The sequence below is a fragment of the Zhongshania sp. genome (assembly GCF_029212375.1).
Lineage (GTDB): Bacteria > Pseudomonadota > Gammaproteobacteria > Pseudomonadales > Spongiibacteraceae > Spongiibacter.
The window spans coordinates 70327-96450 of record NZ_JARGNU010000007.1; the positions used below are offsets into that span (position 1 = coordinate 70327).

27 protein-coding genes and 1 riboswitch are annotated in these 26124 nt (G+C 50.6%); of the genes, 13 read left to right on the forward strand and 14 right to left on the reverse strand.

The window, feature by feature from the left end; genetic code table 11:
* Positions 1–2 precede the first annotated feature (2 nt).
* The 4 genes from P1U47_RS09175 to P1U47_RS09190 all read right to left on the reverse strand — a co-directional run bounded on the left by P1U47_RS09175 (position 3) and on the right by P1U47_RS09190 (position 2905).
* Positions 3–953, reverse strand: coding sequence for a DUF523 and DUF1722 domain-containing protein (locus P1U47_RS09175; protein ID WP_301028486.1), 951 nt, complete (start codon positions 951–953; stop codon positions 3–5).
* A gap of 126 nt (positions 954–1079) precedes the next feature.
* Complete coding sequence (locus P1U47_RS09180; RefSeq protein ID WP_301028487.1) at positions 1080–1484, reverse strand: c-type cytochrome; 405 nt, start codon at positions 1482–1484, stop codon at positions 1080–1082.
* Between the two features lie 40 nt (positions 1485–1524).
* Positions 1525–2292 carry a methyltransferase domain-containing protein gene (locus P1U47_RS09185; protein WP_301028488.1) on the reverse strand — a complete coding sequence of 256 codons (768 nt, stop codon included), beginning with the start codon at positions 2290–2292 and terminating at the stop codon, positions 1525–1527.
* A gap of 100 nt (positions 2293–2392) precedes the next feature.
* Entirely contained in the window at positions 2393–2905 is a 513-nt protein-coding gene (locus P1U47_RS09190) for a MarR family transcriptional regulator (protein ID WP_301028489.1), read from the reverse strand.
* A gap of 252 nt (positions 2906–3157) precedes the next feature.
* Between P1U47_RS09190 and ectA the strand changes: the two genes are divergently transcribed.
* The 6 genes from ectA (at position 3158) to P1U47_RS09220 (ending at position 9370) form a co-directional block, all read left to right on the forward strand.
* On the forward strand, positions 3158–3679 hold the full coding sequence (gene ectA, locus P1U47_RS09195) for a diaminobutyrate acetyltransferase (RefSeq protein ID WP_301028490.1): 522 nt from the start codon (positions 3158–3160) through the stop codon (positions 3677–3679).
* 65 nt (positions 3680–3744) lie between these two features.
* A complete protein-coding gene (ectB, locus tag P1U47_RS09200; protein WP_301028491.1) occupies positions 3745–5019 on the forward strand; it encodes a diaminobutyrate--2-oxoglutarate transaminase in 1275 nt (424 codons plus the stop codon).
* Between the two features lie 104 nt (positions 5020–5123).
* On the forward strand, positions 5124–5522 hold the full coding sequence (locus P1U47_RS09205; RefSeq protein ID WP_301028492.1) for an ectoine synthase: 399 nt from the start codon (positions 5124–5126) through the stop codon (positions 5520–5522).
* Between the two features lie 48 nt (positions 5523–5570).
* Positions 5571–7007, forward strand: coding sequence for an aspartate kinase (locus tag P1U47_RS09210; protein WP_301028493.1), 1437 nt, complete (start codon positions 5571–5573; stop codon positions 7005–7007).
* A complete protein-coding gene (locus tag P1U47_RS09215; RefSeq protein ID WP_301028494.1) occupies positions 6995–7894 on the forward strand; it encodes a hypothetical protein in 900 nt (299 codons plus the stop codon). The genes P1U47_RS09210 and P1U47_RS09215 overlap by 13 nt, the downstream gene beginning before the upstream one ends.
* A gap of 48 nt (positions 7895–7942) precedes the next feature.
* A complete protein-coding gene (locus P1U47_RS09220) occupies positions 7943–9370 on the forward strand; it encodes a sodium/proline symporter (RefSeq protein ID WP_301028495.1) in 1428 nt (475 codons plus the stop codon).
* A gap of 222 nt (positions 9371–9592) precedes the next feature.
* Here P1U47_RS09220 and P1U47_RS09225 read toward each other — a convergent pair whose 3' ends face one another.
* A complete protein-coding gene (locus P1U47_RS09225; RefSeq protein ID WP_301028497.1) occupies positions 9593–10051 on the reverse strand; it encodes a LysR family transcriptional regulator substrate-binding protein in 459 nt (152 codons plus the stop codon).
* Positions 10052–10099: 48 nt separating this feature from the next.
* Here P1U47_RS09225 and P1U47_RS09230 point away from each other — a divergent pair, with 48 nt between their 5' ends.
* Entirely contained in the window at positions 10100–10369 is a 270-nt protein-coding gene (locus P1U47_RS09230) for a DUF3465 domain-containing protein (RefSeq protein ID WP_301028498.1), read from the forward strand.
* Between the two features lie 333 nt (positions 10370–10702).
* Positions 10703–11293: a hypothetical protein gene (locus tag P1U47_RS09235; protein ID WP_301028499.1), complete on the forward strand. Its 591-nt coding sequence runs from the start codon at positions 10703–10705 to the stop codon at positions 11291–11293.
* 102 nt (positions 11294–11395) lie between these two features.
* Here P1U47_RS09235 and P1U47_RS09240 read toward each other — a convergent pair whose 3' ends face one another.
* From P1U47_RS09240 to P1U47_RS09255, 4 genes are read right to left on the reverse strand one after another with little or no spacing between them, the layout of a single operon-like run.
* Positions 11396–12328: a choline/ethanolamine kinase family protein gene (locus P1U47_RS09240; protein ID WP_301028500.1), complete on the reverse strand. Its 933-nt coding sequence runs from the start codon at positions 12326–12328 to the stop codon at positions 11396–11398.
* Positions 12329–12344: 16 nt separating this feature from the next.
* Complete coding sequence (gene pnuC / locus P1U47_RS09245) at positions 12345–12965, reverse strand: nicotinamide riboside transporter PnuC (protein ID WP_301028501.1); 621 nt, start codon at positions 12963–12965, stop codon at positions 12345–12347.
* Positions 12958–13221 carry a YkoF family thiamine/hydroxymethylpyrimidine-binding protein gene (locus tag P1U47_RS09250; protein WP_301028502.1) on the reverse strand — a complete coding sequence of 88 codons (264 nt, stop codon included), beginning with the start codon at positions 13219–13221 and terminating at the stop codon, positions 12958–12960. The genes pnuC and P1U47_RS09250 overlap by 8 nt, the downstream gene beginning before the upstream one ends.
* A 55-nt stretch (positions 13222–13276) precedes the next feature.
* The gene (locus P1U47_RS09255; protein WP_301028503.1) at positions 13277–15448 is read right to left on the reverse strand and encodes a TonB-dependent receptor; all 2172 of its coding nucleotides are present in this window, start codon (positions 15446–15448) and stop codon (positions 13277–13279) included.
* A 54-nt stretch (positions 15449–15502) separates the two neighbouring features.
* A riboswitch (TPP riboswitch) is annotated at positions 15503–15617 on the reverse strand.
* 152 nt (positions 15618–15769) lie between these two features.
* On the opposite strand from P1U47_RS09255, the gene P1U47_RS09260 reads away from it, so the two are divergent.
* The gene (locus tag P1U47_RS09260; RefSeq protein ID WP_301028504.1) at positions 15770–16960 is read left to right on the forward strand and encodes a hypothetical protein; all 1191 of its coding nucleotides are present in this window, start codon (positions 15770–15772) and stop codon (positions 16958–16960) included.
* A gap of 91 nt (positions 16961–17051) precedes the next feature.
* Here the strand turns inward: P1U47_RS09260 and katG are convergent, their stop codons facing one another.
* Together katG and P1U47_RS09270 are read right to left on the reverse strand one after the other, a co-directional pair.
* Complete coding sequence (gene katG, locus P1U47_RS09265) at positions 17052–19268, reverse strand: catalase/peroxidase HPI (RefSeq protein ID WP_301028506.1); 2217 nt, start codon at positions 19266–19268, stop codon at positions 17052–17054.
* Positions 19269–19708: 440 nt separating this feature from the next.
* Positions 19709–20818, reverse strand: coding sequence for an alkaline phosphatase D family protein (locus P1U47_RS09270; RefSeq protein WP_301028508.1), 1110 nt, complete (start codon positions 20816–20818; stop codon positions 19709–19711).
* 448 nt (positions 20819–21266) lie between these two features.
* On the opposite strand from P1U47_RS09270, the gene P1U47_RS09275 reads away from it, so the two are divergent.
* Entirely contained in the window at positions 21267–21485 is a 219-nt protein-coding gene (locus tag P1U47_RS09275) for a hypothetical protein (protein ID WP_301028509.1), read from the forward strand.
* Positions 21486–21548: 63 nt separating this feature from the next.
* On the opposite strand, the gene P1U47_RS09280 is transcribed toward P1U47_RS09275, so the two are convergent.
* Positions 21549–22790 (reverse strand): leucine-rich repeat-containing protein kinase family protein, encoded by a 1242-nt coding sequence (locus P1U47_RS09280; RefSeq protein ID WP_301028510.1) that lies wholly within the window; start codon positions 22788–22790, stop codon positions 21549–21551.
* 140 nt (positions 22791–22930) lie between these two features.
* On the opposite strand from P1U47_RS09280, the gene P1U47_RS09285 reads away from it, so the two are divergent.
* From P1U47_RS09285 to P1U47_RS09295, 3 genes are all read left to right on the forward strand, one after another.
* Positions 22931–23221 (forward strand): DUF202 domain-containing protein, encoded by a 291-nt coding sequence (locus P1U47_RS09285; protein ID WP_301028511.1) that lies wholly within the window; start codon positions 22931–22933, stop codon positions 23219–23221.
* Positions 23222–23340: 119 nt separating this feature from the next.
* Positions 23341–23499: a YqaE/Pmp3 family membrane protein gene (locus P1U47_RS09290; RefSeq protein ID WP_301028512.1), complete on the forward strand. Its 159-nt coding sequence runs from the start codon at positions 23341–23343 to the stop codon at positions 23497–23499.
* A gap of 4 nt (positions 23500–23503) precedes the next feature.
* Positions 23504–23857, forward strand: coding sequence for a DUF4112 domain-containing protein (locus P1U47_RS09295; RefSeq protein ID WP_301028513.1), 354 nt, complete (start codon positions 23504–23506; stop codon positions 23855–23857).
* A gap of 30 nt (positions 23858–23887) precedes the next feature.
* Here P1U47_RS09295 and P1U47_RS09300 read toward each other — a convergent pair whose 3' ends face one another.
* Together P1U47_RS09300 and P1U47_RS09305 are read right to left on the reverse strand one after the other, a co-directional pair.
* Complete coding sequence (locus tag P1U47_RS09300) at positions 23888–25345, reverse strand: TrkH family potassium uptake protein (protein WP_301028514.1); 1458 nt, start codon at positions 25343–25345, stop codon at positions 23888–23890.
* Between the two features lie 40 nt (positions 25346–25385).
* Positions 25386–26027: a DUF502 domain-containing protein gene (locus tag P1U47_RS09305; protein ID WP_301028515.1), complete on the reverse strand. Its 642-nt coding sequence runs from the start codon at positions 26025–26027 to the stop codon at positions 25386–25388.
* Positions 26028–26124: the final 97 nt, after the last annotated feature.

Sequence of the window (26124 nt, forward strand, 5' to 3'; positions counted from 1 at the left end):
GTTTACAGGCCCATGCGCAGTTTTAAGTCCCGTGGGTAGGGATCGAAGTAGTATTGGTCGAGCAGATAATCTATTTGGTATTTTCTTAAATAGAGGCTTAGCATTTCCAGTGGTACAAGCAGGGGTAGCATGCCCGCCGCGTAGTCGCGGATCACTTCGGTGAGCCTGATTTTGTCATCGGCGTCGAGATGGTCTTTAAAAAAGCCTTGGATATGCATCAGGGTGTTGGTGTGATTTTTGATGCTGGCGGGCTGTTTTAGGGCTTGCATAAATTTGGCGATGTAGCGATCGGCCCTATCGTCAAGATCGCCTGCTTCGGCAACGATGGGGCCCAATTCGCGATAAATCGGCTGATTGTGAGCTAGTAACAGGAATTTATGGCGGCGGTGAAAGTCTTCGAGACGCTTGGCGGTTAAGCCTTGTGCTGCAATCGCTTGCCAGCGCGCGTAGGCAACTACCCGCGACACAAAATTCTCACGCAAATGCACGTCGTTGAGGCGGCCGTTTTCTTCAACGGGTAATAGCGGCTGGGCGGCCATTAGCTCGCGGGCGTAAAGGCCAACGCCAACCTTGCCTAGGCCATTGCCCTTGTCGTCGTATACCGGCACTCGCTCCATGCCGCAGCTGGGGGATTTGGCGCAGAGTATATAGCCGCTGATGTGGTTGAGCTTAGCGACGGTGCGCTTGGCATAGCTCTGCATTTGTGAAGTGACATTCAGACTGCTGTCGCTACTGCCAATCAGTTGCGGATTGGCAGGCTCGCCGACAAGGCGAATGGTTGGCCGTGGCACGCCCATGCCAATGGCCTGCTCGGGGCAAATGCTGACAAAACTGAAATGTCTGGCCAGTTCTTCTGAGGCAAAGGGCAGGCGCTTGTGGCCACCGTCATAGCGCACTTGCTCGCCGAGTAAGCAGGCGCTGATACCAATGCGGATGGAGTCAGAGTCGGGCATGGCGGCTTGGTGTCCTTGGTAAGTGGGTTCTAACGCGAAAGCTTACGTAATTGCGATGGCGGTAGATCATGATACCGCCGTTGCTATTAGCCTAGTCGGTCTTGGTGGTTTTGCCTGTGTCGCGCGTTATTTGGCTTCGCCTGCCAAAAATAAAATTAGCGCCCGAAAGTCGTCGTCGCTGCAGTTTACGCACATACCCTTGGGTGGCATGCTGTTAATTCCGCTTTTAGTGTTAGCGAGTAATCCTTCTAAGCCTTTTTGCAGGCGTGGTGCCCACTGATCCCTGTTGCCGCTGCGGGGCGCGCCGGCGGCGCCGGCACTGTGGCAGCCATAGCAGCTTTGAATATATAAGGACTTTAACGCTGGATCGCTGGGCATGCGGCTGCGGCTAGCGGCATTGGCAGCGCTTGCGGTATTTGCCGCTACTTGACCGTCGGTGTTGCTGGCCTCGGGGCTGCATGCGCTTAAACCTATTAGCAAGAGCCCAGTGAACAGGGTTTGGCTGAGGCGAAAAGACGGAAATATCGGCATTAATTTGGCTCCGAAAAACGAGTAGAGCGCAGTTTACCGTTTAAATCGCCGCTTTGTCAGAGCCTTGGCCTTGCTGAGGGCGAGTTGCGTTAGCTGCTCGCTTTTGCGCCAATACTTTTAAGGTGGGTTTAAAATTGGGTCGAAAATTCACTTTGCTAAACTGATGTGTTTCTAGCAGCTGCTTGAGTGAAGGCTTGGCGAAATACAGCAAATGTTCTGGCGGTCGAATTGCGGTCCAATCGAGCAGGTTCTGCTTTACGGAGAAGTGGCCAATGTCGGGGGTGGTTAAAAATAAAACGCCGCCATCATTTAGCAAGGTGTAAAGGGCGTCGAGAAAGGTTTGAGGATTGGCAAGGTGCTCAATGACTTCGCAACAGTAAATAATGTCAAAGCCTTCACCTTGGGCGGCGAGGGCTTCTGCAGAAATCGTTTGAAATTGGGCAAGTGGGTATTGGCGCTGGGCAAACTCAATGCTGCTGCTGTCTAGGTCGATACCTAGTGCATCAAGGCCTAAGCTGCGCGCCGCCTCTACGGCAAAGCCGGCATTGCAGCCAATATCAATAAAGCGCTTGCCCTTGCTCAGCCGTTTTAAGGACCAGATGCGCTTGGTCGCTCGGCGCTGCTTGGATTTAAGTTTGCGAGTGTATTGGGGGGTTTTGTGGTAGTCGTGGTAAAAGGCCGCGAGTGCGTCGGGGGCGGGCATGGGGTGCACATAAATTAAGGTGCAGTGTTGGCACTCGTATAAATCGTGGGCATTTTTACTGCCGTAAAAAGTGGTTTCCGTTTGGAAGCAACTTGGGCACTCCATGGAGGCGATCCTTTGCATTGATGCAGATATAAGTACTCATCAATGTAATGACCTAGTGTGGCAGTTTTGTGAAATGAGTGCGCTATTAGCGATTGCTCGCTTAGTCGCTAGAAAATCCGAATGAGTGGGTTTCGTCCTCGCTCTGGCGGTCGATAGCGCCAACATCAAGCACGGGTGCGGCGTCGATGTGCTGGGCGTCCATCATATGCGCTACGCGTTGCAGGGCGCTGATAATTTGGGTTTGTTCCCAGTCCTGGAGATCGCTGAACTGGCGAGTAAAATAGTCGTGCAGGGGCATGGGCGCGTTGCGAATGAGGTCATTGCCAGCGTCCGTTAGGCAGGCAAATACTTTGCGTTTGTCTTGGCTAGAGCGCTCTCTGGCGACGAGGCCGCGCTTTTCGAGGCGGTCGAGTATGCTGGTTACGGTGGCTTGGCTGAGGCTGACCTGATTGGCGACGTCACTGATAATGGCGTCGCCCTTATCGCGCAGGGTTTGCAGTATTAACATTTGCGGCGCGGTGAGTCCGGCGGTCTTCATTAAATGCTTTGAATGCAAATCAATTGCCCGAGTTACTCGGCGCAGCGAGACTAATACTTCGTTTATATGATTCATTTTCACCGTCTGTCGATTGGCTTAGCGGCCCAATGGTAGCGGCTTGTGGCGGTTTTTGCATCAGTTATCCCCTGCGTTTGTCAATAGCTGGCCTTGAGATAATGCAATAAAAGCGCGTATAATGCTTCGTGTTCTAAGTAATTAATCAGGAGGTTGGGTTCATCGATTTACGGGAAATTGGCGATATTTAAGGGATTATCACTTGAATATCACGTAATTTACTCGCTAAATTAGTATGAACACTAATAGATTGTGTTGAAATCAAATAGCGCGACGCAAGCCACGGCTGCCACGCTTCGTTTTCGCCAGCCAACGGCGGAAGATGGTTACGCCCTAAACCAATTAGTGGCGGCCAGCCCACCACTAGACACCAATTCTGTTTACTGCAATCTGCTGCATTGCACTCACTTTGCCGAAACCGCGGTTGCCGCTGAAGAAGACGGCAAGTTAGTGGGCTTTATTTCTGCGCACATTATTCCCGCTAAGCCGAACACCGTTTTTGTGTGGCAGGTGGTGGTGGATAAGAGTCAGCGCGGGCGGGGATTGGCCAAGAAGATGCTCAAAGAAGTGATAAAGCGTCCGGCCTGCGCCGAAGTGAAATATATGGAAACTACTATTACACCAGATAACGAAGCATCTTGGGCTTTGTTCCGCAGTTTTGCTCGGGACCTAGACACCGAATTAAATCATAGCCTCTGGTTTGAAAAAGAGGCGCATTTTGGCGGCCAGCACGACAGCGAAGCGCTGCTGTGTATCGGCCCCTTCGCTCAGTAGGCTTGAGCCAATATCTTTTTACTCAGTATTCATCCGCTCAGTAAAGGACACTAAGAGGACTAAACATGACTATTTTTGACAGACTTGAATCCGAAGTACAATCCTACGCCCGCTCATTTCCGGTGACCTTTGATAAGGCCCAAGGCGAGCACTTGTACTCTACCGACGGCAAGCAATACATCGACTTTTTGGCTGGCGCAGGCACCTTAAACTACGGCCACAATAACCCCGTACTTAAAAAGGCGTTGGTTGATTACATCATGCGTGACGGCATCACCCATGGCCTAGATATGCACACCGAGGCCAAAGGCGATTTTTTACAGGCTTTTAACGAGCATATTCTTGCGCCGCGAGACATGACCTACACTTTTCAGTTTACTGGCCCCACTGGTACTAACGCGGTGGAAGCGGCGCTGAAATTGGCACGCAAAGTAACCGGTCGTACCAGTATTGTTTCGTTCACCAACGGCTTTCACGGCGTAACCCTGGGCGCAGTTGCGGCCACCGGTAATAGCCATCACCGTGGTGGCGCTGGCGTGGCGCTGGGCGATGTTACCCGTATGCCGTTTTGTGGCTACTACGGTCGCGATGCCGACAGCCTGAAAATGATGGACAAGCTGCTCTCAGATCCGTCTTCGGGTGTCGATCTGCCTGCGGCAATGATTGTTGAGCCAGTGCAGGGCGAGGGTGGCTTAAATGTCGCCAATAATGATTGGCTGCGCGGCTTGGAAAAACTGTGTCGCAAACACGATATTTTGTTGATTGTTGACGACATTCAAGCGGGCTGCGGTCGCACCGGTACTTTCTTTAGTTTTGAAGGTAGCGGTATCAAGCCCGACATTATCACCATGTCTAAATCATTGAGCGGCTACGGCCTGCCCTTCGCGATTGTACTGATTCGCCCCGATTTAGATATTTGGGAACCGGGTGAGCACAACGGTACCTTCCGCGGTAATAACCACGCCTTTATCACCGCAGCGGCGGCTATTCGCCACTACTGGAAAGACGATAAGTTTGCCGCTGAGATCGTAGAGAAATCAGCCATCGTCAGCCACCGCTTTAAGAAGCTTTCTGATCTTTATGGCGTTACCAAATTGCAGCCCAAGGGCCGCGGTATGATGCAGGGTCTGGCTTGTCGCGACGGTGATATTGCCGACGAAATTGGTCGCGCTTGCTTTGAGCGGGGCTTGGTCATTGAAACCTGTGGTAACCGTGGTCACGTAGTTAAAGTGTTTTGCCCATTAACCATTGATAAAGCCGAGTTAATGCGCGGGCTGGATATTTTGTCTGACAGTATCGCCGAAGTATTGGGTGAGTCAGTAGCTAAAAAAGCCTCGTAAGCGGCTGAGCATACGCCTCTTCTGCAGATAAACATTTGCGGAAGTGGCGTGCTTTATTCAGCAACTGAGCTAACGAATTTTAGTATTAGGAAAAGGAACACAAGATGATTGTAAGAACACTGGAAGAATGTCAAAACTCTGAGCGCCGCGTTGATAGTGACAACTGGAACAGCGTGCGAATGTTACTGAAAGACGACAAAATGGGTTTTTCATTCCATATCACCACTATTTACGCCAATACTGAGACCCCAATTCACTACCAGAACCATCTGGAGTCGGTGTACTGCATGTCGGGCAATGGTGAAGTTGAAACTTTAAGTGACGGCAAAGTTTATAAAATTGAAGCAGGCACCTTGTACATTCTCGATAAGCACGACAATCATTTACTGCGCGGCGGCAGCGAAGACATGAAAATGGCCTGTGTATTTAATCCACCGCTGAACGGCAAAGAAGTGCATGACGAAAATGGAGTCTACCCATTGGCGGCTGAGGCAGTGACCTGAGCTATTGAATTTTAAAAAAATATTTTTTAAATTCAAGGGAGAGTAGCAGTGGGACACAGTGTAGAGAAAATTGGCGGCACCTCAATGACCAACTACGAGGCGGTGCGCGACAATGTTATTTTAGCTGGCGGTGAGAATGGCAATATTTATCAGCGTATCTTCGTGGTTTCAGCTTACGGCGGCGTAACCGATTTATTATTAGAAAATAAGCGTACTAGTCATCCTGGGGTTTACGCTCTGTTTGCCGATGACGGCGCCGAAACTTTGTGGCGCGATGCGCTAAGTAATGTCGGTAATGCTTTAAAAGAAATCAATGCTGGTTTGTTTCCCGATGCCGAGCAGCTTGAGGCCGCCAATACCTATATTGAAGGCCGGCTGTTTGAAGCCGAGCGCTGCATGGATAATTTACATAGGCTTTGCCAGCATGGTCATTTTGGTTTAGAAGACCATCTGCTTACCGTGCGCGAAATGCTGGCCAGTATTGGCGAGGCGCACAGCGCGTGGAATACCGCCACCTTGCTTAAGCGCGATGGCATTAATACTCGTTATATTGATCTTTCTGGCTGGCGCGCAGAGGAAGCTTTGCCCCTAGATCAGCATATAAGTGAGGCTTTGTCCGGTATCGATTTAAATACCACTATGCCGATTGTTACGGGCTATGCCCACTGTAAAGAAGGCCTAATGGCGAGCTTTGATCGCGGCTATAGCGAAATGACCTTCAGTCGTATGGCGGTTATTAGTGGTGCTCGCGAAGCGGTTATTCACAAAGAGTATCACCTTAGTAGCGCCGACCCGCGTTTGGTGGGCGCCGATAAAGTGGTGCCGATAGGCCGCACCAATTACGATGTTGCCGACCAGCTTGCCAACTTGGGCATGGAGGCAATTCACCCTCGCGCTGCCAAAGGTTTGCGCCAGCAAAAAATTGCTTTGCGGGTAAAAAACACCTTTGAGCCTCATCACTCGGGTACGCTTATTGATTGCGATTACCGCAGTGAAAAGCCCTGTGTTGAAATTATTGCCGGTCGCAAGCAAGTCTATGCACTGGAAGTTTTCGACCAAGATATGGTGGGTGCGCTGTGGCAGTATGAGCAAAAAATACTGGGCGCGATTGAGCGCTATAAAGGCACGGTGATCACTAAAGACATCAACGCCAATACCATTACTAATTATCTGGGTGTTAATTTAAAAACCGTGAAACGCATTGTGAGCGCGGTTAAAGAATTGTTCCCCGATGCCGAAGTCAGCACCCGCAAAGTAGCCATTATTTCGGCGATTGGCAGCGATATGCAGGTGCCAGGTATGTTGGCTAAAACCGTGGTGGCCTTGGCGTCGGCAAACATTAGCGTGTTGGCCATGCACCAGTCTATGCGTCAGGTCGACATGCAGTTTGTGGTGAACGAAGACGACTACGAAAAAGGCGTCGCAAGTCTGCATCGTTGCTTAGTCGAGGTGTACGACCACGGTGATGCTATATGCGCAGCGTAATACAGGGGTTTATCCTCTGTTGGGGGCTGTTGCCCCTGTTCGCGGTTGCGGCGGAAAGCACTGAGTCAAAACCTAGTGCGGCGCAAGTCGATGCCAGTATTGATAATTTAGATAAACCGCTCTACTCGCCTTTTATTGAGCGCTATATGCTCGATGAAGTGCGCAACCTGCGTATCGACATGGAGCGTGCCCATCGCGAATTAGCCGCCGAAGTAGTCGACCGCGAATTAGGCGCCGCCGATAAGGCGGTGTCTTACGCAACCAACACGGTTACCTATTTTTTCTACCTTATCGCGGGGGTGAGTTCGGCTCTTGTATTAATGGGTTGGAATTCGGTGCGCGATATAAAAGAAAAAGTGCACAGTGTTGCTAACGAACAAGTTGCCGAATTGGTTGAAGAGTACGAGAAACGTCTGCGCGCGATTGAAAAGCAGTTAAAGCAAGAAACTGCACATATCGAGTCTAACCGCGAAGAAATTACCCTTACTCAAGAGATTCATTCGCTGTGGCTGCGAGCCAGTCAGGAATCGAGTCCGGCGGGCAAAATCGCAATATACGACCAAATTCTGGCGGCGCGAGGCGACGATATTGAGGCCATCACTTATAAGGCTGATGCGGCACTCGATCAAAACGAGCCCCAGTGGGCAATCAATCTCTGTCAGCAAGCGTTGCTGCTAGACGAAACCAATGCCCACGCGTTTTATCAGTTGGCCTGCGCTCATACTTGCCAAGGAAATCTCGACGACGCGGCGCGCTACTTTACGCACGCCGTGGCGCAGTCCGAATCATATCGAGAAGAGCTGTATCGCGATCCGGCGCTGTCCGAATTGCGAGAGCATCCGCTGCTGATTGAGTTGCTGGCCCCAACGGTTGAGCACCCTTCATAGGCTTAACTTTTTTCGCCCACTCAAAACCAAAATAGTTTGGATCTGAATATGGTAACTGCTTGGAGTTTCGCGGCGTTTTTAACGTTTTTTGTATTAATTGGGCTGTCGTCAGTCTTTTTAAGCAGGCATCACAGTAGCGACTATTATCTGGCTAGCAATTCGGTTCAGCCGTGGTTGGTTGGCTTATCGGCGGTGGCGACCAATAACAGCGGCTATATGTTTATCGGCGTTATTGGCTACACCTATACCGTGGGTTTGTCGGCATTTTGGGTGATGGCGGGTTGGATCGCCGGTGACTTCATCGCCTCGCAATTAGTGCACAAACGGCTGCGCGCCATGACCGAGAGCAGTGGCGAACTCAGTTATATTGGGGTGCTCAGTAATTGGACTGGCACAAGTATGGGGCGCTACCAAAAACTCGCCGCCCTTCTGTCTCTGGTTTTGCTGCTTGCCTACGCCGCCGCGCAATTACTGGCGGGGGGCAAGGCCCTTCAGGCCTTGTTTGACTGGCCACGCTGGGCAGGCGCTGTTGCCGGTTCGGTATTAGTCGCAGCCTACTGTTTAGCGGGGGGTATTCGCGCCTCCATCTGGACGGATGCGGCACAGTCAGTGGTTATGATAAGCGCAATGGGTGTTTTACTTTGGGTGGCCATAGCCGCACTGGGTGGTCCGGTTGCCACCGTTGACGCGCTATACCAAATCCCGAATTACATGAACTGGTTTCCCGAAGACCTCGCCTTTCCAGGTGCGGCTGGGGCGATACTGTTTGCGCTGGGCTGGCTGTTTGCAGGCTTTTCGGTGGCGGGGCAGCCCCATGTGATGGTGCGCTTTATGACCTTGGCTAATACGGGCGACATGAATCGCGCACGGGTTTGGTATTATCTGTGGTTCGTTGCCTTCTATCTGATGGCGACAGCGGTTGGTCTATTGTCGCGAATTTACCTGCCAGAAATTGGCAGCTTTGACGCAGAATTGGCCCTGCCAACTATGGCTCAGCAATTACTGTCGCCAGTTATGGTCGGTCTTATTTTAGCGGGGATATTCGCGGCGACGTTATCTACCGCAGACTCGCTAATACTTAGCGCCTCAGCGGCGCTGACCCACGACCTTGCCCCTAAAAATATCGAGCGCCCCGCACTCATTAAATTAGCTACATTTGGCGTTACCTTGTTTGCGCTGGGCTGGGCGTTAATTAGTGCGCAAACCGTGTTTGGCATGGTGGTTATGGCGTGGTCTGGCTTAGCGAGCGCATTTGTTCCGGTGTTAGCAATACTCATTAGTGGCCGTCGTCCGAACGAGAGCACGCTGATTGCGGTGAGTGCCGTTGGCGTTCTAACTGCCCTGCTCTGGCGCTATTTTGATTTACACAATATGGTGTACGAAGGCTTCCCTGGTATTGTTGCGGGTATTGCTACCTACCCTATTGCCCAGTGGCTGAGTGCTGGTAAGAAGACGGGCGATAAACTTACCAATTAGATCCGAGTGGCGCGCTAGCTATTCGCGCTTTTTGTGCTCTTGCCCAAGTGACACCTTTAGTCATTCCCGCGGAAGCGGAAATCTCAGGTCAGCGCGTCATAATTTGCCCATTGCTATTGTCAGCGGACGATAATAACTAACGGTGGTAGCGCGGTGCTCGCGGGATTCTTGTTAAGCTACTTCTTCGCTCAAAATACAGCTAATCTGTAATAGTAAAAAAGTTTAAGGGCCCAGTTCTGCGGCTTCCTGCAAAAAAATATCGCTAATCAAATCAGCAATCGCACGCACTCTGGGTGAGCGTCTTACGTCGGGGTGCATAACTAGCCACAACTCCCTGCGTGGTGGTGCTGTACACGGAATAGCGATGACACTACTCAGCTGGCGAACTTGATAGTGGGCCAAGCATGCAATACCAAGGCCGGCTTGTACTGCGCTAATGATAATTCCTTGGTCATTGCTGCGCAGCTTAAAGGGTCTATCTGCAGCGTAGCTTTCTAGGTATTTTTGTTGGGGAAGATGGCGCAGACTGTCGTCGTAACCAATAAACGCCCAGCTGCGCTCGTCACGCTGTAGGTGATTTTTGTGGGCGTATAAGCCAAAGTCCAGTGAGCCTAGTGTGCGTACAACTAGGCCCTGATCTTGAGGCCGGTTTAGGCGCAGAGCGAGTTTGGCGCTAGCCATGATGGTAGTCTGTTAGCGGAGACATTTAAGCCCGAGCAAGAGCATGTAATGGTGGTGGGCTCGGGTACCATTATTGAGATCTTGACTGAGCCGCCGCTGCAAAAGTTTATTGTGCGCTTGGCGAATAGCCGTATTTTACATGTTGTTCACAATACAGAATTGGCGGCTCCAATTCCGGAGCTAAAAGAGGGTGATATTATTGAATTTCGCGGCAAATATGAGTGGACACCCGAGGGCGGGCAGTTGACGCATACCTATTTAAATAGCAACGAGAATGAAAGTGGTTGGCTGCGTTATCACGGAATGTTATTTCAATGATATTGTGTAACTTAATTGAACCGCGACGGTTTTTATATGTAAGTCAGTGCTTACCTTTGCCATAGACCACTGCTAGTTCTGGCTAGATTTACGCCTATCGCCCGCCATTGAAGCTGAATCCTTCCAGCATTAAGTCTCACATAGTCTATCTCGTGCCATAGCAGTGCTTTTGCTGGCGATTTTTGAGATGCTTCGCACACTTACGGTTAGCTTTATGATGTATTCTTCCGTTCTATTCAACCTTATCGTGTCAGCTCACGCTTTGGCAGTAACGGCTTGGGTAGTCCATATGACAATTAAATTTATACACGCACTAATTACGTGGAGTACATTATGAAAAAGAATAATACAAGCAAGCTTGCGGTAGCCGTAATGCTGGCATCATTATCATCGTTTAGTGTCGCCGATCCACTGGCACCCGTGATTGGTATCTTTAGTGGTTCTTTGGGTTCTTTGGGTTCTTTGGGTTCTTTGGGTTCGCTGGGTGGACTTGGCTCGCTGGGCGGTGGCGGACTTGTTGGTTTAGACTCGCTGCCCGTCGATCTGTCGGTACTATTGGGCGGCAGTGGCAATTTGGTATCGATTGGCAGTTTGCCGGTGACCCCCGCTGACTTGCTCAGCGCAAGTAAATTGATTCCCATTCAGACGGTTACCGACGCTATTGCAGATTCCGGCTTGCCGCTAGACTCAACTGTCGTGCTCGTAGGCGGTCTTGCAGATTATAATTCTCTGCCAATTAATCCATTTTCTTTGTTAGCCGGTGGCGGACTGTCGGGCGTGCCAGCTTTTCCAGCATTGCTTTTGGGCGGTGGCTTACCAGGTCTTGAGCTAATTCCAGTTGCACCGCTGGCGGCCATTCTTGGTAGCGGTCTTCCTGATCTTGGCGCGCTACCAGTATCTTTTCTAACGGTAATTCCGATTTAATAAAAATCGCTTATTTTTAGACTAGCTACTAGTAAAAAAGGCCGGAGCCACCCGCTCCGGCCTTTTTTTGTGCGCGCCAGAGTTAGGCTATTTAATACAAGTCTAGGATCGTTCAGATTTTTTGTGATTTGTTAATGGCGTTGCGTTTGCGCTGCTGCGCGGCATGTTTGCCATTAAGGCCGCTATGCGGTCAATTTGCTGAGTAATAGCGCTGCTCACCACGGGTTCATCCATTGCCCCAGCGGACCATTGCACTGCGTACCACAGCGCCGTTAAATAGCAGTAAACCAGCTGGCAAAGATAAAGTCGCTGCCAGTCAGGTGCATTGGCAGGTCTGCTGAGGTAGCTCGTTAGCAGCAAATGCTGTTGTTGCTGGTTTAGATTGTGCCCTTCTGTAATAACGGCGAGATCATAAAATGGGTCGCCCATTGCAGCGTATTCCCAATCGATGACATAAAGTTTTCCATCGCTAGTTGTAATTAAATTGTCGGCCAGTAAATCATTGTGGCAGAGGCAGTTGCCTTGGCTAAGTGCGCTGGCTTTATCTATAGAGACGTGAATCCTTTGGTGCAGGGAATGCAGCTGTTTGATAAAGCCCGCATTACTATCGCTCTTTATGCCACGCCAGTAATGTGCAATTTTATCGGCAATGATTAAGTGCGCATCAATTGATGGTAGCCGGTGTATTTTTTGTAAGTGCTGCGCTAATTGCGCTAGGTTAGTTGCGCTGCTATTCCAGCTCTCGCCACGTATAAAGCGGCTGACCATGTATTTATGTTGGCGGTCGTAATGGATGAGTGGCGCGCAGAGCCCTGCTTTATCAGCTAGGCGCAAAGCTTGGTGCTCTGCGTTGCGGTTTAAATTTAACGCGCTGCTGTGTGCGGAGTTGATGCGCAACACTACGTCGCCGCCTGCCGTAGTTAACAGAAAGCTTTTATTGGTTAAACCGCCGGTAATTGCGCAGCGCAGCGTGGGTTTTGTAGCACTCCACAGCGGCCAGTCGGCGGGAATAATATCAGTGACGATTTTGTTCATAGCGCTGCTACCATGGCTAGTTCAGCCGCTGCTGGCGCTGGTAAATCGCATACCACTGGAAAAAACCAATCACGACTAATACCACATACATCACAAATAATAAGGCGGTGAGGTAGAGCTCTCGGTCTATATACAAGTACACCGAAGCGGCGTCGATCACCAGCCAGTATACCCAGTTTTCTAATACTTTTTTGGTCACCATATAGGTGGTGATCACCGCACCCCAAGTGGTGAAAGAATCGAGATAGGGTAGGGCGGCGTTGGTATTATGATGCAGGCCATAGCCAAAGCCGACACTCAGTGCGCAGACGGCTAAAATTACTACGCCGTGAGTTTTTAAAGACCAGCAATGAATCTGTAATTCCTGCTGCTTATCGCCATGTTTCCGCCATTGCCACCAGCCATACACCGCCATGACCAGATAGAATATCTGCAGGGCAGATTCCATTAATAAGCTGACATCCCAAAACAAGAAGACGTAAATAGCAGTGCTAACAAATGCCGCATACCAACAGCTTATTTTTTCTTTCATGGCGAGTAATAAATACGCCAAGGCCAGCACCACGGCAAGCAGCTCCCACAGCGACATAGCGGCAAACGCATTGCCAATGGCGTTGAGCGTTTCCTCGTTAAGCATTGTTAGTTACTGGGCTTAAATCGCCGTCGATAAATTTACAAACAAAAATAGCGCGACCGTGCTTTTCATAAGAGATCCGCATTTCTTGTTTAATAATATCCATCACCAAATCGTAGTCGCCAAAAATCTGGGTGCTCATGGTGTTGGTGATCACCTGCAGTGCGGCGTGGCTGTTAAGGCGATCAATAAAATTTTGAATACTGGGTATGTATTCCTCTTTGAGCGGATACATACTAATTTCAACAGAGAGTTTCATTGTGCTTGCTCCACATTCAATGCAAAAAAAGGGCGGTTATAGCCGCCCCGTGAGCCTAAAAAGTATAGCTGGCCGAGATGCCCGCTACCCGTGGCTCGCCAAACTGGTAGTAGGCTTCTGGCGCATAACCGTTGGCTGGGTTATTGCCGAATTGATTGCTAAAGTAGAAACCGCGAGTTTGGTAATCTTCGTTGCTAAGATTGCGTCCCCACAACGCAACATCCCAATTGCTGGCGATATAGCTTAGGCGCGCATTGAATAATTCGTAGCTGCTGGATTTTTCATTGTGGCTATTAGAAAAGTAAAACTCGTCCTTGCCTTCAACTTCTAAACGCAAAATAAGATTTGGCAGTAGCGCGAGTTCGGTGCCGACAAAAAATTGATACTCTGGTGCGTGAGCTACCTCGCGGCCATCAAGGTCTACCGGCGCAAGCACCACACCGTTCCAGTCGTCTTTGGCATCGACATGGGAGGAGCTGGTAAAGCCCTTAAACTCGGCGCTAAGCCAACCCGCGGCGGCAAATAATCTAACGCGCTCGCTGGCCAAATAATTCAGTTCCAGCTCTAGACCCTGTGTCGCTCCACCCGCGGCATTGGTTAGGTAATCGTCGAAGGAAAAATTATTGGGATCGAAAATAGATTGCTTCGCTTGGACATCGCTGCGATCTTGATAAAAAGCTGCAATTTGCGCCTGCAGGCGGCTCTCAAACCATGTGCCTTTGATACCGAGCTCGTAGTTAATCATGTGCTCGGTATCAAACTCGTACATATCACTGTTGATGTCTGCGTTGGTGGTTGATGCCGAGATGATTTTTCCATTGATACCGCCAGATTTATAACCGCGAGAAATCGTGCCGTAGATCAACTTGCTGTCGGTGTAGCGGTATTCTAAGGTGAGGTTGCCGCCCCATAAATCTTCGTTATTGTCAGAGTTCACCGCGAGCGAGTCGCGGTAATCGGCATCGCGTTTTTCTAAGCGCAGACCACTGACTAAATCAACTTTGTCGCTGAGGGCGCTACGCAATTGGCCGTAAACCGCCATATTGTTAGTTTCAAATTGGCTGGTAAACGCGGGCTGCGCGATGAAGTCTTTGTCTTTAATCCGCAGCAGCGTTTCTTCTTCACTGCGGAAATAGCTGCCTACCACCCAGCTCGTGCTGCCGCCAAACAGCGCTGATTCTGCCGTGGAGATAAAACGGAAATCGGCGCTGATATTGTCTTTGTCGCGCTGATAGTTGTCCGCTGAACTGTATTCATCGGCGTGAAAGCCAATATAGCTCCAGTCTTCGTCATAGCCGTATTCAGTCTCTGAGGCGGCCATGCTTAAAACGGATTCCAAGCTAAATAATTCATTGCCAGACCACAGCGCGGTGACGGAAGCAGCCACAGTTTCTTGGCTGTCGCGGCCGGGCTGGTCAGATAGGGTCTTGCGGCTATTGTCTAAGGTGAATACATCGTAGCCATTGTCGGCATCAATATAGAGTAGTGATAAATCCAACTGCAGATCGTCGTGGGCCTGAATATGCAATTTGCCGCGCAGCACCGATTCGTCGATATTATTGGTGTCGTCGCGGCCTAAATAAGTGTTTTTAATATAGCCGTCGGACTGCTGATTTTGTGCCGCGACTCGGTAGCTCACGGTGTCGCTGATCGGACCGCTGCCCACCAGTGATAAAGTGCGACCATTGTATTGCGTCACTTCAGTCGCCACCTTGAACATCGGCGCTGTTGTTGGTGCTTGGCTGCGCATGGTAATTAGCCCCGCGAGGGCATTGGCGCCGTACACAGTTCCCTGCGGGCCGCGCAAAATTTCAACTTGAGCGATGTCCAAGGTGCTGGCCGCTAGGCCTAGGCCGGTAAAGTCGATGCCGTCGATAATAAGGCCAACCGAGGGGTTTACTGGGTCTATAAACTGGCTGCGTTCTCCAATACCGCGAATTTGGAAGAAACGGCCCCGCGAGGCGCCCGCCGAGAAATTAACGTTGGGGGCGAGATTGAGTAGCTGTTCAAGATTAGTTGCGCCGCGAGCATCGATAGTGGCCTGATCAAACACGCTAACGCTGCTCGACAGATCGAGTAGACGAGTGTCGCGAAATTGGCTGGTGACGATTATTTCTTCGACGCTATTTTGCTTAGCGGGGCTTTCGGCATATGCGGCGCCTGCCGTCATGCAGCCGGCAAGACTCAGTGCGTGCGCAAGGGTGTTCAATTTACGTAGATACTTCATGGTTCTCTCTCGAAGGAACAGCTGTGAAAGAGACCCGGTGTGCGACGTGAAGAGGATTGTTGAATTACCTATTCCTACGCCGGTATTAACCGGATCAGGTTCAAGGGTTTGCGCATTGGTATATGGTCGCCAATAGCATCTCAGGCCGAAGCCACCCCTTAGGTTTTGCGGGCCAGATTGTAGCAGAAATGCCTTTAGCTCGAAATCAATACTTAGTGGCGGTTTCGCTATATTTAGACGCCGTTTGACCAATATAGGGCCAAAACTGGTTTAATATGGGGGTGTAATGTCTCTGTGGAAAGCGAGTAAGAGCGACAGCCTATGAAACTGACAGCCCTGCAAACCTACAATATTGAGAAGGCCTTAACGAAGGGTAAGACCATAGAGGCGATTCGCATTTACCGTGAAGCAACAGGCTGTAGCTTGGTAGAGGCTAAGACGGAAATTGATCGCCTCAAGGCGGTGCTTAAAGTCCAAAAGCCCTGGTATTTTAAAGACGAAAACCTAGACGCTAAGCCAGTGTCAGCAGACCATGCGCCAAAAAAGGCCTTGCGTATGTCTACGGTTTTTTTTGCTTTTATTGTGGTCGACCTTATTATTTTTGCGGGCCTTATGTATTTTAAGGTATTTGACAGTGACGCAGCGCGCAGTAGTTCGGCGCAAGCATTGTTGCCGCAAGCTAAAAGCCAGGGACGTGCTAAGCGGATTGAATTGCCGAGCGTGGTCGACGCGAGCAGTTATTCTGCAAATTTGGCGCCCGATGAAAATTTTAAATCGCTTTATAAAAATAAAATGAATAGTGCGGCGTATATAAGAAGAAAGTCGTCCTCTGCTAGCAGCAGTTACGACGACAGCCTGCTGGAACGCAAAATTAAATCGGCGCGCAGTTTACTGGCTGCGCAGCGTAGCGCGCCGGCGGGCCAGCCCATCAATAGTATTGCTCGCAGTGCAAAGCGTCCCGAACTCGACGGTGTAATGAGTGATGGCGAGTGGTCTGAGGCCAGCCAAATTGTGGTTGATGACGCACTGCAATCGCGGCTGTATTTACAAAGTGATGGCGAGTGGTTGTTTATTGCCTGTGACGTACCGGAGGAGCGCAGTGCCAAGGGTTACGATCAGTGCCGTATCTATTTTCACGCGGGCTTGTTGGCTAAGTTAGTGAATGAGCGTATTCACATTGGCCGCAGCGCAGGCCTTACCAGTATTCGCCAAACCCAATTTAAGTGGCAGGGCGAAGCCCCGAAAACAAATGATGAGCGTTGGAAAAGGTATTCGATTAGCGATTGGGGAGTTTACCAATACGCGTACGGGAGCTCCTCTATGGTATCTGGCCACCGCCAGTATGAAGCCGCTATTCATCTAGGTGAAGCGGGTTTACACGCGGGGGTTCCCTTCACCCTTTACGCCGAGATCGAAACTGATCCTCTCAAGGATGAACAGGGCAAATTTGTTGAGCGGCGATATTTAGGCGAGCTGGGGAGCAGGAGCAGCCCAGTGTGGATGGTGTTTTAAATTATTACGTGGAGACTTAAGGCGTGTGGGCCACGAGGGGGAATACAAGCGCAGCGTATCAACGCTGCGCTTGAACAAGGCTTATTAGCAACTAGGCTAGATCGAAGCGATCTGCGTCCATCACCTTGGTCCACGTTGCCACAAAGTTGTGAACAAAGCGTTGCGCCGAGTCAGCGCTGCCATACACCTCTCCGATTGCGCGGAGCTGAGAGTTAGAGCCAAACACGAGGTCGACACGGGTGCCGGTCCACTTCAGCTTGCCACTTGCGCGGTCGCGGCCCTCAAATACGCCGTCGTCATTGCTGCTCGCCTTCCACGTGGTATTAATATCCAGTAGGTTAACGAAAAAGTCGTTACTCAGCGTTTCGGGGTTGTGGGTAAACACACCGTGCTGGCTTTGACCAACATTGGTATTTAAGACTCGCATACCACCAACTAGCACCGTCATCTCTGGCGCGCTTAAGGTTAGTAATTGCGCTCTGTCGATTAGCAGCTCTTCGGCGGTCACGCTGTACTTGGCCTTGAGGTAATTGCGGAAACCATCGGCGGCGGGTTCTAGCGGCGCAAAAGACTCGACATCGGTCTGTTCTTGACTGGCATCGCTGCGGCCAGGGGTAAACGGCACTTCAATACTGTGTCCCGCGGCTTTGGCGGCCTTCTCAATTGCGGCGCAGCCACCGAGCACTATCAGGTCGGCAAGAGACACCCGCTTATTGCCAGATTGGCTGCTATTAAATTTGCTTTGCACACCCTCTAGCGCGCCTATTAATTTTGCCAATTGCGCAGGCTGGTTCACCGCCCAGTCTTTTTGCGGTGCCAATCTAATACGGGCGCCGTTAGCGCCACCGCGCATATCGGAGCCTCGGAACGTCGACGCCGAGGCCCATGCGCCGCTGACTAATTCGCCAACCGACAATCCGGTGGCGAGGATGTCGGCTTTAAGGGCTGCGACATCTTGCTTATCAATTAGCTCATGATCGATGGCGGGCACTGGGTCTTGCCAAATTAATTCTTCGGCGGGGACTTCGTTACCCAGATAGCGAACCGCAGGTCCCATGTCGCGGTGAGTCAGCTTGTACCATGCGCGGGCAAAGGCATCGGCAAACTCTTCTGGATTTGCGTGGAAATGCTGGGCTATTTTCCGGTAGGCGGGGTCTTCGCGCATCGCCATATCGGCGGTCGACATTATTGGCGCATGACGCTTTGCGGGGTCGTGGGCATCGGGCACGGTCGTTTTTGCGGCGGCATCGGTCGGTGTCCACTGCTGGGCACCGGCGGGACTCTTGCTTAATTCCCACTCGTAGCCAAACAGGGTATCAAAGTAGCTGTTGTCCCACTGGGTTGGCGTTGGTGTCCACGCGCCTTCAAGGCCGCTGGTAATGGTGTCGCCACCCTTGCCGCTGCCCATGCTGTTAATCCAGCCTAGGCCTTGGGTGTCAATAGGCGCTGCTTCGGGCTCGGGGCCAACGTATTTTTCTGGATCGCCAGCGCCGTGGGTTTTACCAAAGGTGTGGCCACCCGCTGTTAAGGCTACCGTTTCGTAGTCGTTCATCGCCATTCGGGCAAAGGTTTCCCGAATGTCGCGGGCTGAGCCAAGGGGGTCGGGTTTGCCGTTGGGGCCTTCGGGATTGACGTAAATTAGCCCCATTTGCACGGCTGCCAAGGGGTTTTCAAGGTCGCGATCGCCGCTGTAGCGTTCGTCGCCCAGCCAGTCGCGCTCGGCGCCCCAGTTTATATCCTCTTCTGGCTCCCAAATATCGGCGCGGCCGCCGCCAAAGCCAAAGGTTTTAAAGCCCATGGTCTCTAACGCAACATTGCCGGTGAGCACAATCAGGTCTGCCCAAGAAATTTTGTTGCCGTATTTCTGTTTAATTGGCCACAGCAGGCGCCGCGCCTTGTCGAGGTTGCCGTTATCTGGCCAGCTATTGAGCGGGGCAAAACGCTGGGCACCGGCGCCAGCGCCGCCGCGGCCATCACCAATACGGTAGGTGCCGGCGCTGTGCCACGCCATGCGAATAAAGAACGGCCCGTAGTGGCCGTAATCGGCTGGCCACCAGTCTTGTGAATCGGTCATCAGGGTCGCAAGGTCGTCTTTTAAGGCTTGTAAATCGAGCTTCTTGAACTCGTCGGCATAATTAAAACTACTGCCTAAGGGGTTGCTCGTAGGGGAGTTTTGGTGAAGTATTTTTAGGTTTAACTGTTCTGGCCACCAATCTTGGTTTGCGGTGCCGCGATCCTCTGCTTTGGTACGTGAGCCGTGCATAACGGGGCATTTTCCGCTGCTGTTAGTGTCATTATTTGCACTCATATTTCTCTCCGTTGTTATCTGCTTATCGATCGGTACGTAAAAATTAGTAAAGGCGATTCTGCTGAGTACTTTGGTATCGGGCAGATTTGCGCATCAAGGGTGGCGCGGCCCTGCATTGTCGGAAACCGAAGCTTGCTCTAATTTATACTCTCATTGGACTATTACAGGAAATTGCATATTCTTAGTACTTCGATAGTTTTTATGTATGGCCAGCTTCTAGTCTATGACCTATTACGTATAGCTGAGTTTCTGGCAATGTCATGTATTTGACTAGAATGTCGGCAAAGGAGTGAATTATCTGGCTCAGGTTTACCTATACAGCGTGGGGCGCGGTTTTACGGAAAACGAGGTGGGGTTTTCCGCAGAGTATCCCGAATAGCAGGAGATCTGCGGAGTGCATAAAAGACAATGGCTTCGGTAATGACGAGTATTAGCGCCGATTACTCATTGAGTGGAACTTGCTTAGGCACACTCAGCTCACTCACCATTAACTTAATCTCTTCTAGTACTGCGCCTTTTACATCGTGCAGTTGCAACTGCAGTAGCGCGTCGTCGCCTTGGCGCTCAATTTGAATAGAGCCAAAGTTATCGATGGGGAAATTATTGGCCGTGGTGCGCAGGCCATTAGGTTCAACAGCTGCGGGGCTATTGGCGCCTAGTGCCGAGTTCAAACCGCTGGCGGTGATTTCGTAAAGTGGATAGGCGAGTACACCGTCTAATTTAGAAATTTCTGCTAGTTGGCGATCACCGCTAACAATAATTGCGCCATTGACACCACTGGTCTTAAGGAGATCAAATAGACGCTGACGCTCATTAGGGAAATTGGCCCATTTGTCGTCACAATGCTCGGTGGGCAGGACCTGAATGCTACTGGCAATAATGCGTAAATCTGCGGGCTTCTTGAACTCTTTCCACAGCCATTTCCACTGTTCTTCTCCTAAGATAGTTGCGCCTGCGGCAGTGTTGGCTATCGGTTCACAGGTAGATGGCTGTAGCTGCTTTGCTAAAGAGCTACGGTAGCTGCGGGTATCTAACATAAGGAACTGCACTCTGAGCCCGCCGATGTCGCGATACTGAGCGTGAAAGATGCCGCGCTCTTCGGTATCGCCAATGCTATCGAGCTCAAGACCAAAGAATTCAGCAAAATAGCGACGAGACTCTGTTAGATACGGGAAGTTGGCGTTGCCGCCGTCTTCCCCATAATCGTGATCGTTCCACGTCGCGAAGACATCTATAGCTTTTGCCATACCAAAGCGCTGTAATTCTTTCACTTTTCCTAAGTCGCGATAGGCTTTGTTAATCCGCTCCGGCAGCTCAGTACTTAAGTAGGGTTCAGCGTCGGTGTACACATTGTCGCCAAGGAACATAAAGACTTGAGGCTTTTGAGCCAGCACGGATTGCCATACGGGCTGGGCGTGCCACTGCTCAAGACTGGCGCCAAAGGCTATGCTGGCCTTATGGTGTATGTGTGTAAGGGAATAGCCCGCAGCGGACAAGGGGAGGCAGATTGCCGCGACGAGTACAATCAAGTTTCGAGATACAAGGTGCATGGATGATTCGGCCCTAATGAAGGAAAATAGCGGCGCTTTCGACAGGCTGGCATGAAATATGAGCAGCGGTGATGGTTTGCAAATTCAGTGCAGTCTAGCTATGTGCGCCTATAGTGGTGGTCAGCACAAATCATGCCGCGCAAGCCCAATCATAATTTATGTGCAATTCAATTTTGTAAGACGTTTCGCCCAACAAGGCGGGAGCCTCATAAGGTAGGGGGCTTTCAGTTCGCTTGGCTGGCCAATAGTCTTGGCGAAATTTTAGGATGTCATCACCGCCACGTTAGATTTAATGCCCAATACAGGGCGTTGTAGCGCGGCCGCGCATATTGTTTGCGCACCTTAATGGCGCGCTAGTCAGGCGATTTGCTATTCCCTGAATGGGAACTAAGCTTAGCTCGCACAGTCAGATACCCTGTTCGTTTCCTTAATAGACAATCGAGATATTATGAAACAAATTTTGATAGCAACTTCACTAGCCGCTTTCGCGATATTGATAATGGCTTGTTCAGATGACAAGACTGCCGCTCCCGCTGCGAAACAAGGCTCCACTGCAATTAGTATCGATACCGGCGAAGGATCTTTTGGTTTTAAGAGTGACAGCGATGGCGAAAATACCTCGCTAACAGTAGACGCTGATGGCGATAGTGGCAAAGGCAAAAAATAGATTTAATATTTAAAATAAATTTAGGGCAGGTCACGTCATGTGGCCTGCTCTAAATTTTCTGTGCTATTGATAACGCGCGTGTTTTAATTTGGTGAACTGTTCAGTGCGCCGATCTTCTTCAGCACAAATACTTAATAGATCGTCAATAAAGTTGTGTAATGCACGGCGCTCTACATATTGGATTTTTGTTTGCTGCTCGCTAGTTAACATGTGATACATCGACGCCGCGCCAAAGTCGCCAAATAAAATATCACCGTTGTTATCAACTAAGGTGTTATGGGCGTATATGTCGCCGTGGCAAATCTGCTGTGACTGCAGGTGGCTGAGTACCGAGCTCATTTGTGTCACAATTTTTGTGATTGTAGCTATTGGCAAAGAAAATTCTTTGGGAAAGGTGTCGCGGGTGCAACTGGTAAAACTGGGCGGAAGACCGAGGTTTTTATAGTTGGCTGGGATCAGCTTCATTATTAATGCTAGGCAGTCAGCCTCATTAACTTGGGCGAGTGGCTGCACTAAATTAGGATGACTCCCCGCTTTTAAACAGGCGCGTAGCTCGTCTTGAGGGTAACCGTCGCTCGTAAGCACGCCTTTAAATATCTTTACCGCGACCTCTTTGGGAAAGCTATCTTGGGCGGTATTCCACGTTGCCTTAGAAATTAGCCCGGAGGCGCCCTCGCCAAGTATGTTTTGCAGGGTATAGCTAGAGGACGCGACTTCAATGACCGCCGCCGCGCCGATGTTGGACTGACTAAAAGGATTGCCAGCAAAGGCCAGCCACGCCAATTTGGGCAGCTCTAGTAATTGATCGGGGAAGGCGCTTAGCTGATTAGCCGAAATGCGAATTAACTCCAGGTTCTGGCACAGCGCTAAACTCTGGGGTAGCCGCTGTAAGCGATTACAGGCCAGCAGTAGTTTCTGTAGTCGCGGCCGCTGGCCCAATGCCTCGGGTAGCGTCTCTATTTGATTACCCGTTAAAGTCAGCCACCGTAATTTTGGGGGTAGCGCGTCGCCAGAAACGTGTTTGATTTGGTTGGATTTAAATCCTACCATTTCTAAGTTTTCACACTGACCAAGCACCTCGGGCAGGGATTCAAACTGATTATTTGAAGCAAAAATAATTTTTAGTTTTTTAAGCTGACGAAGTTCAACGGGTAAGTTGCGCAATTGGTTGTTGGAAATATCGAGTATTTCTAAACTATCCGCCAAGGTGAGAATCTCTAAAGGGAGTGATTCAAGCTTAGCCGATAGGCTTAGGCGCTGAATGCCGGCTAATTCGCCAGATTTTAATTGGGCAAGGGTATGCAAGGTATCTAGTCCACGATGAGTGCGCTATTAAGCGCTTGAAGCCTACTGAATATGCCCGTAAAAAGAAAGAATCAAGGGCGCTAATGCATATACACCAAGGTGTGGCAAAGCGCTGATCTACGGTAATGATAGGTAATACTATGAATGGTGACTCTGATACCCGCGACAAATTGGCGCTTGAACGTACTCGCCTCGCAAACGAGCGCACTTTTCTGGCTTATATCCGCACAGGCTTGTCGTTACTGGCCGCCGCTGTTGTGCTATTTCAATTTTTTTCCGAATTGCACTCTTATATCGCTACCGCATGGGGGCTAGCAGCGTGTGGTTTGGTGGTGTTGGTGATCGGTTTGTTTCGGTTTAATAGCGTGCGGGCCGAGCTTAATCGCTATGCGGTGAGTTTGGCGGAACCCAAGCCGGCGCCAAGGGAGTAAGTCGGCGCGTGTAGTTATGTCGTTGGCCGCCTACCGTCTGCGCTGGGGTCAATCATGACTGATCTGTGCTACCGTGAATAACACCGCACAGCTTTAGCAACGAAAGAGTGTAAATTTTTATGGATATTATTCGCATTATTTTTGCCATTTTTTTACCGCCCGTTGGTGTATTTCTACAAGTGGGCTTTGGTAAACACTTCTGGATAAATATCATCCTTACCTTGTGTGGTTATTTGCCAGGGATTATTCATGCGGTCTACATCATAGGCAAAAAGTAGATAAATGGATGCAAGCGAAGTTCAAGCACGGCTGCGCCGCAGTCAGCAATTGGCTACCCTGCTCGACGGCGCTTGGGGTATTCCAAATACACGATGGCGCTTCGGTGTAGACGCGCTGCTGGGTTTGTTACCAGTTGCTGGTGATTTACTCAGCGCTCTTCTCGGCCTAGGAGTGGTCTGGCAGGCCCGCCAAATTGGCGCGCCGCGGTCACTGCAATTAAAAATGCTGGCGAATATCGGCTTGGATTTTTTGCTGGGCAGCGTGCCGATAATCGGCGATATTGCCGATGTTGCGTTTCGTAAAAACCTGCGCAATGCCGCGCTACTTGAGGCTTGGGTAACGAGTGAAATGAGTTAATTTAGCTGGTGTTTGCCATTCAAGCTAAAATTAACTCTTCCAGTACGTTGGCGTTAGCACCAAAATCACGGTCATAAATTCCAGTCTACCGAGTAACATTCCTAAACTTAAAATCCATTTACTGCTGTCGGGCAAACTAGAGAAATTGCCTGCGGGGCCGATAATGTCGCCGAGTCCTGGGCCAACGTTCATCAGTGCGGTGGCGGCGCCGGTGAGGCTGGTGACGAGGTCTAAGCCGCTAAAGGCGAGTAGCAGGGTTATCATTACGAGAGATAACAACATAATAAAAACAAAGGTGACTGCCGACAGCACAATGCTGTCGTCTACCGGACGCTTATTGTAGTAACGGCGGATCATGGCTCGGGGATGCACGGCGCGGATGATGCTTTCTTGCATCATCATAAACAGTAACTGGAAACGGAATATTTTAATGCCGCCGCTGGTCGATCCCGAGCAACCGCCAATAAACATAGCGAAGAAAAAGGCGGCGACAGCAAGTTCGCCCCACTGGGAGTAGTCGCCGCTGGCAAAGCCGGTGGTGGTAATGACCGAGACCAAGTTAAAGGTGGCGTAAGTGAAGGCGTGGGCGAGGTCTATGTCGGTTTCTGAGAGCAGATGTAGGGTAATAACCACACTGAGAACGAGCAGGGTGAGCAAAAAGCCGCGAATTTGTTGGTCGTTAAAAACCTGCCAGTGCCGCTTAATAACAAAGTGGACATAAATGGTAAACGGCATGGCGCCCAAGATCATAAAAAAGATGGCGATCCAATGGCTCGGCAGGTCGGCGAACTGCGCAAAGGAGCTGTCTGAAGTCGAGTAGCCGCCAGTCGAGATGGTAGTCATGGCGTGGTTAACCGCGTGAAAGCCATCCATGCCGTCGAGCATATAGGCCCCAGCGCACAAAAAAGTGAGAATGATGTAAATGTAGATAATCATCGTCACCATTATCCCTGAGCGGGTGGTTTTGTCTGACCAGTCGGATGATTCGGTTTGGAATAGACGCATGCCGCCTACTTTCAAAAATGGCAGTATTGCCACTGCCATGCCAATAACGCCAAGCCCGCCAACCCACTGCAACATTGAACGCCACACTAAAATGTCGTGGGCCATGCCGTCTAACCCCACCAATACGGTAGAACCGGTGGTGGTTAGGCCAGACACTGACTCAAATACGGCGTCGGTGAAATCGCAAAAGTCGGGTATGAGCAGAAATGGTAGCGCGCCGGTCAGCGAGATGAGTAGCCATGAACTGGTGGTGATTAAAAACATTTGCCGCGGCGTGAGCATATTCATGTGGTAGGAGCGCGATAGCATCCAGCCACAGGCGGCGAGGGTTACCGTTAGGGTCAGTGCACTGGCAAAGGCGCGGCTATTGCCGGTGTTATAGATAATTGCCATGAGTAGCGGTACCGCCATCAGCAGGCCAAACACCAGCAGAATTAAGCTGCAGACCTTAAGTACGGGTTTGATTAGGTTAGCTTGGTTCATAGCGGAATGCTTTTTGATCGGTTATTAGCGTGGGCCATGCTCATGGGTTTGCGGTCTTTTGTTCGGTGTTTGTTGTGATAATACCCAATTCGGCTGAACCGGCACCACAGGAGATTATAGACCGGAAGGCGGCGTCTAATTTAATGTCGGGTCGCGGTTCTACACAATCTGGCGGCAGGTGATAGACAAAGCCCGAGGTTGGGTTGGGGCCGGTGGGTACAAACACGGTATACCAGCCATTGCTGTGGCGGCTGGTGATAATGGCGGTGGCGCGGGCTGGGCTCTGGGTGCCGTAAAGCTGAACTACGGCGGCTTCGCCGCGGGTAAACGGTGAATTGCTATTAGCGCCAAACATTTGCTGAATAATGTCGCGGATTAATTTGTAGCCTGGGGCAAAGCGGGCGAGGTGGTTGTCGATAAAATTTTGCAGCCAGCGACCCGCGCTGGTAGCAACCAAGGTACCAACCATAAAGCAGCCCAGCAGAATAAGGGCGATAACGAGAGCGTCTATGGCCAAGCTCGGTGCGCCGGTAAGTCGCTCAAGTGGGTTGGTGAGCGGGGCAATGAGCGCCTGAACGCTGTTCATGGCCCAGCGCATGGCCAGTAATAAAATAATAATCGGCGCTATAACCAGCACGCCACCGATAAAAGACTGACTGATAAAATGCTTGAGCTTGTTCATGGGTGTCCGCGAAGGTTTGGGTCAGTGCTTATAGTAGCGAGTTTACCCGCTGACTACATCGCCAGTGAGGGTGTATTTGTGCCGAGCAATTTTCACA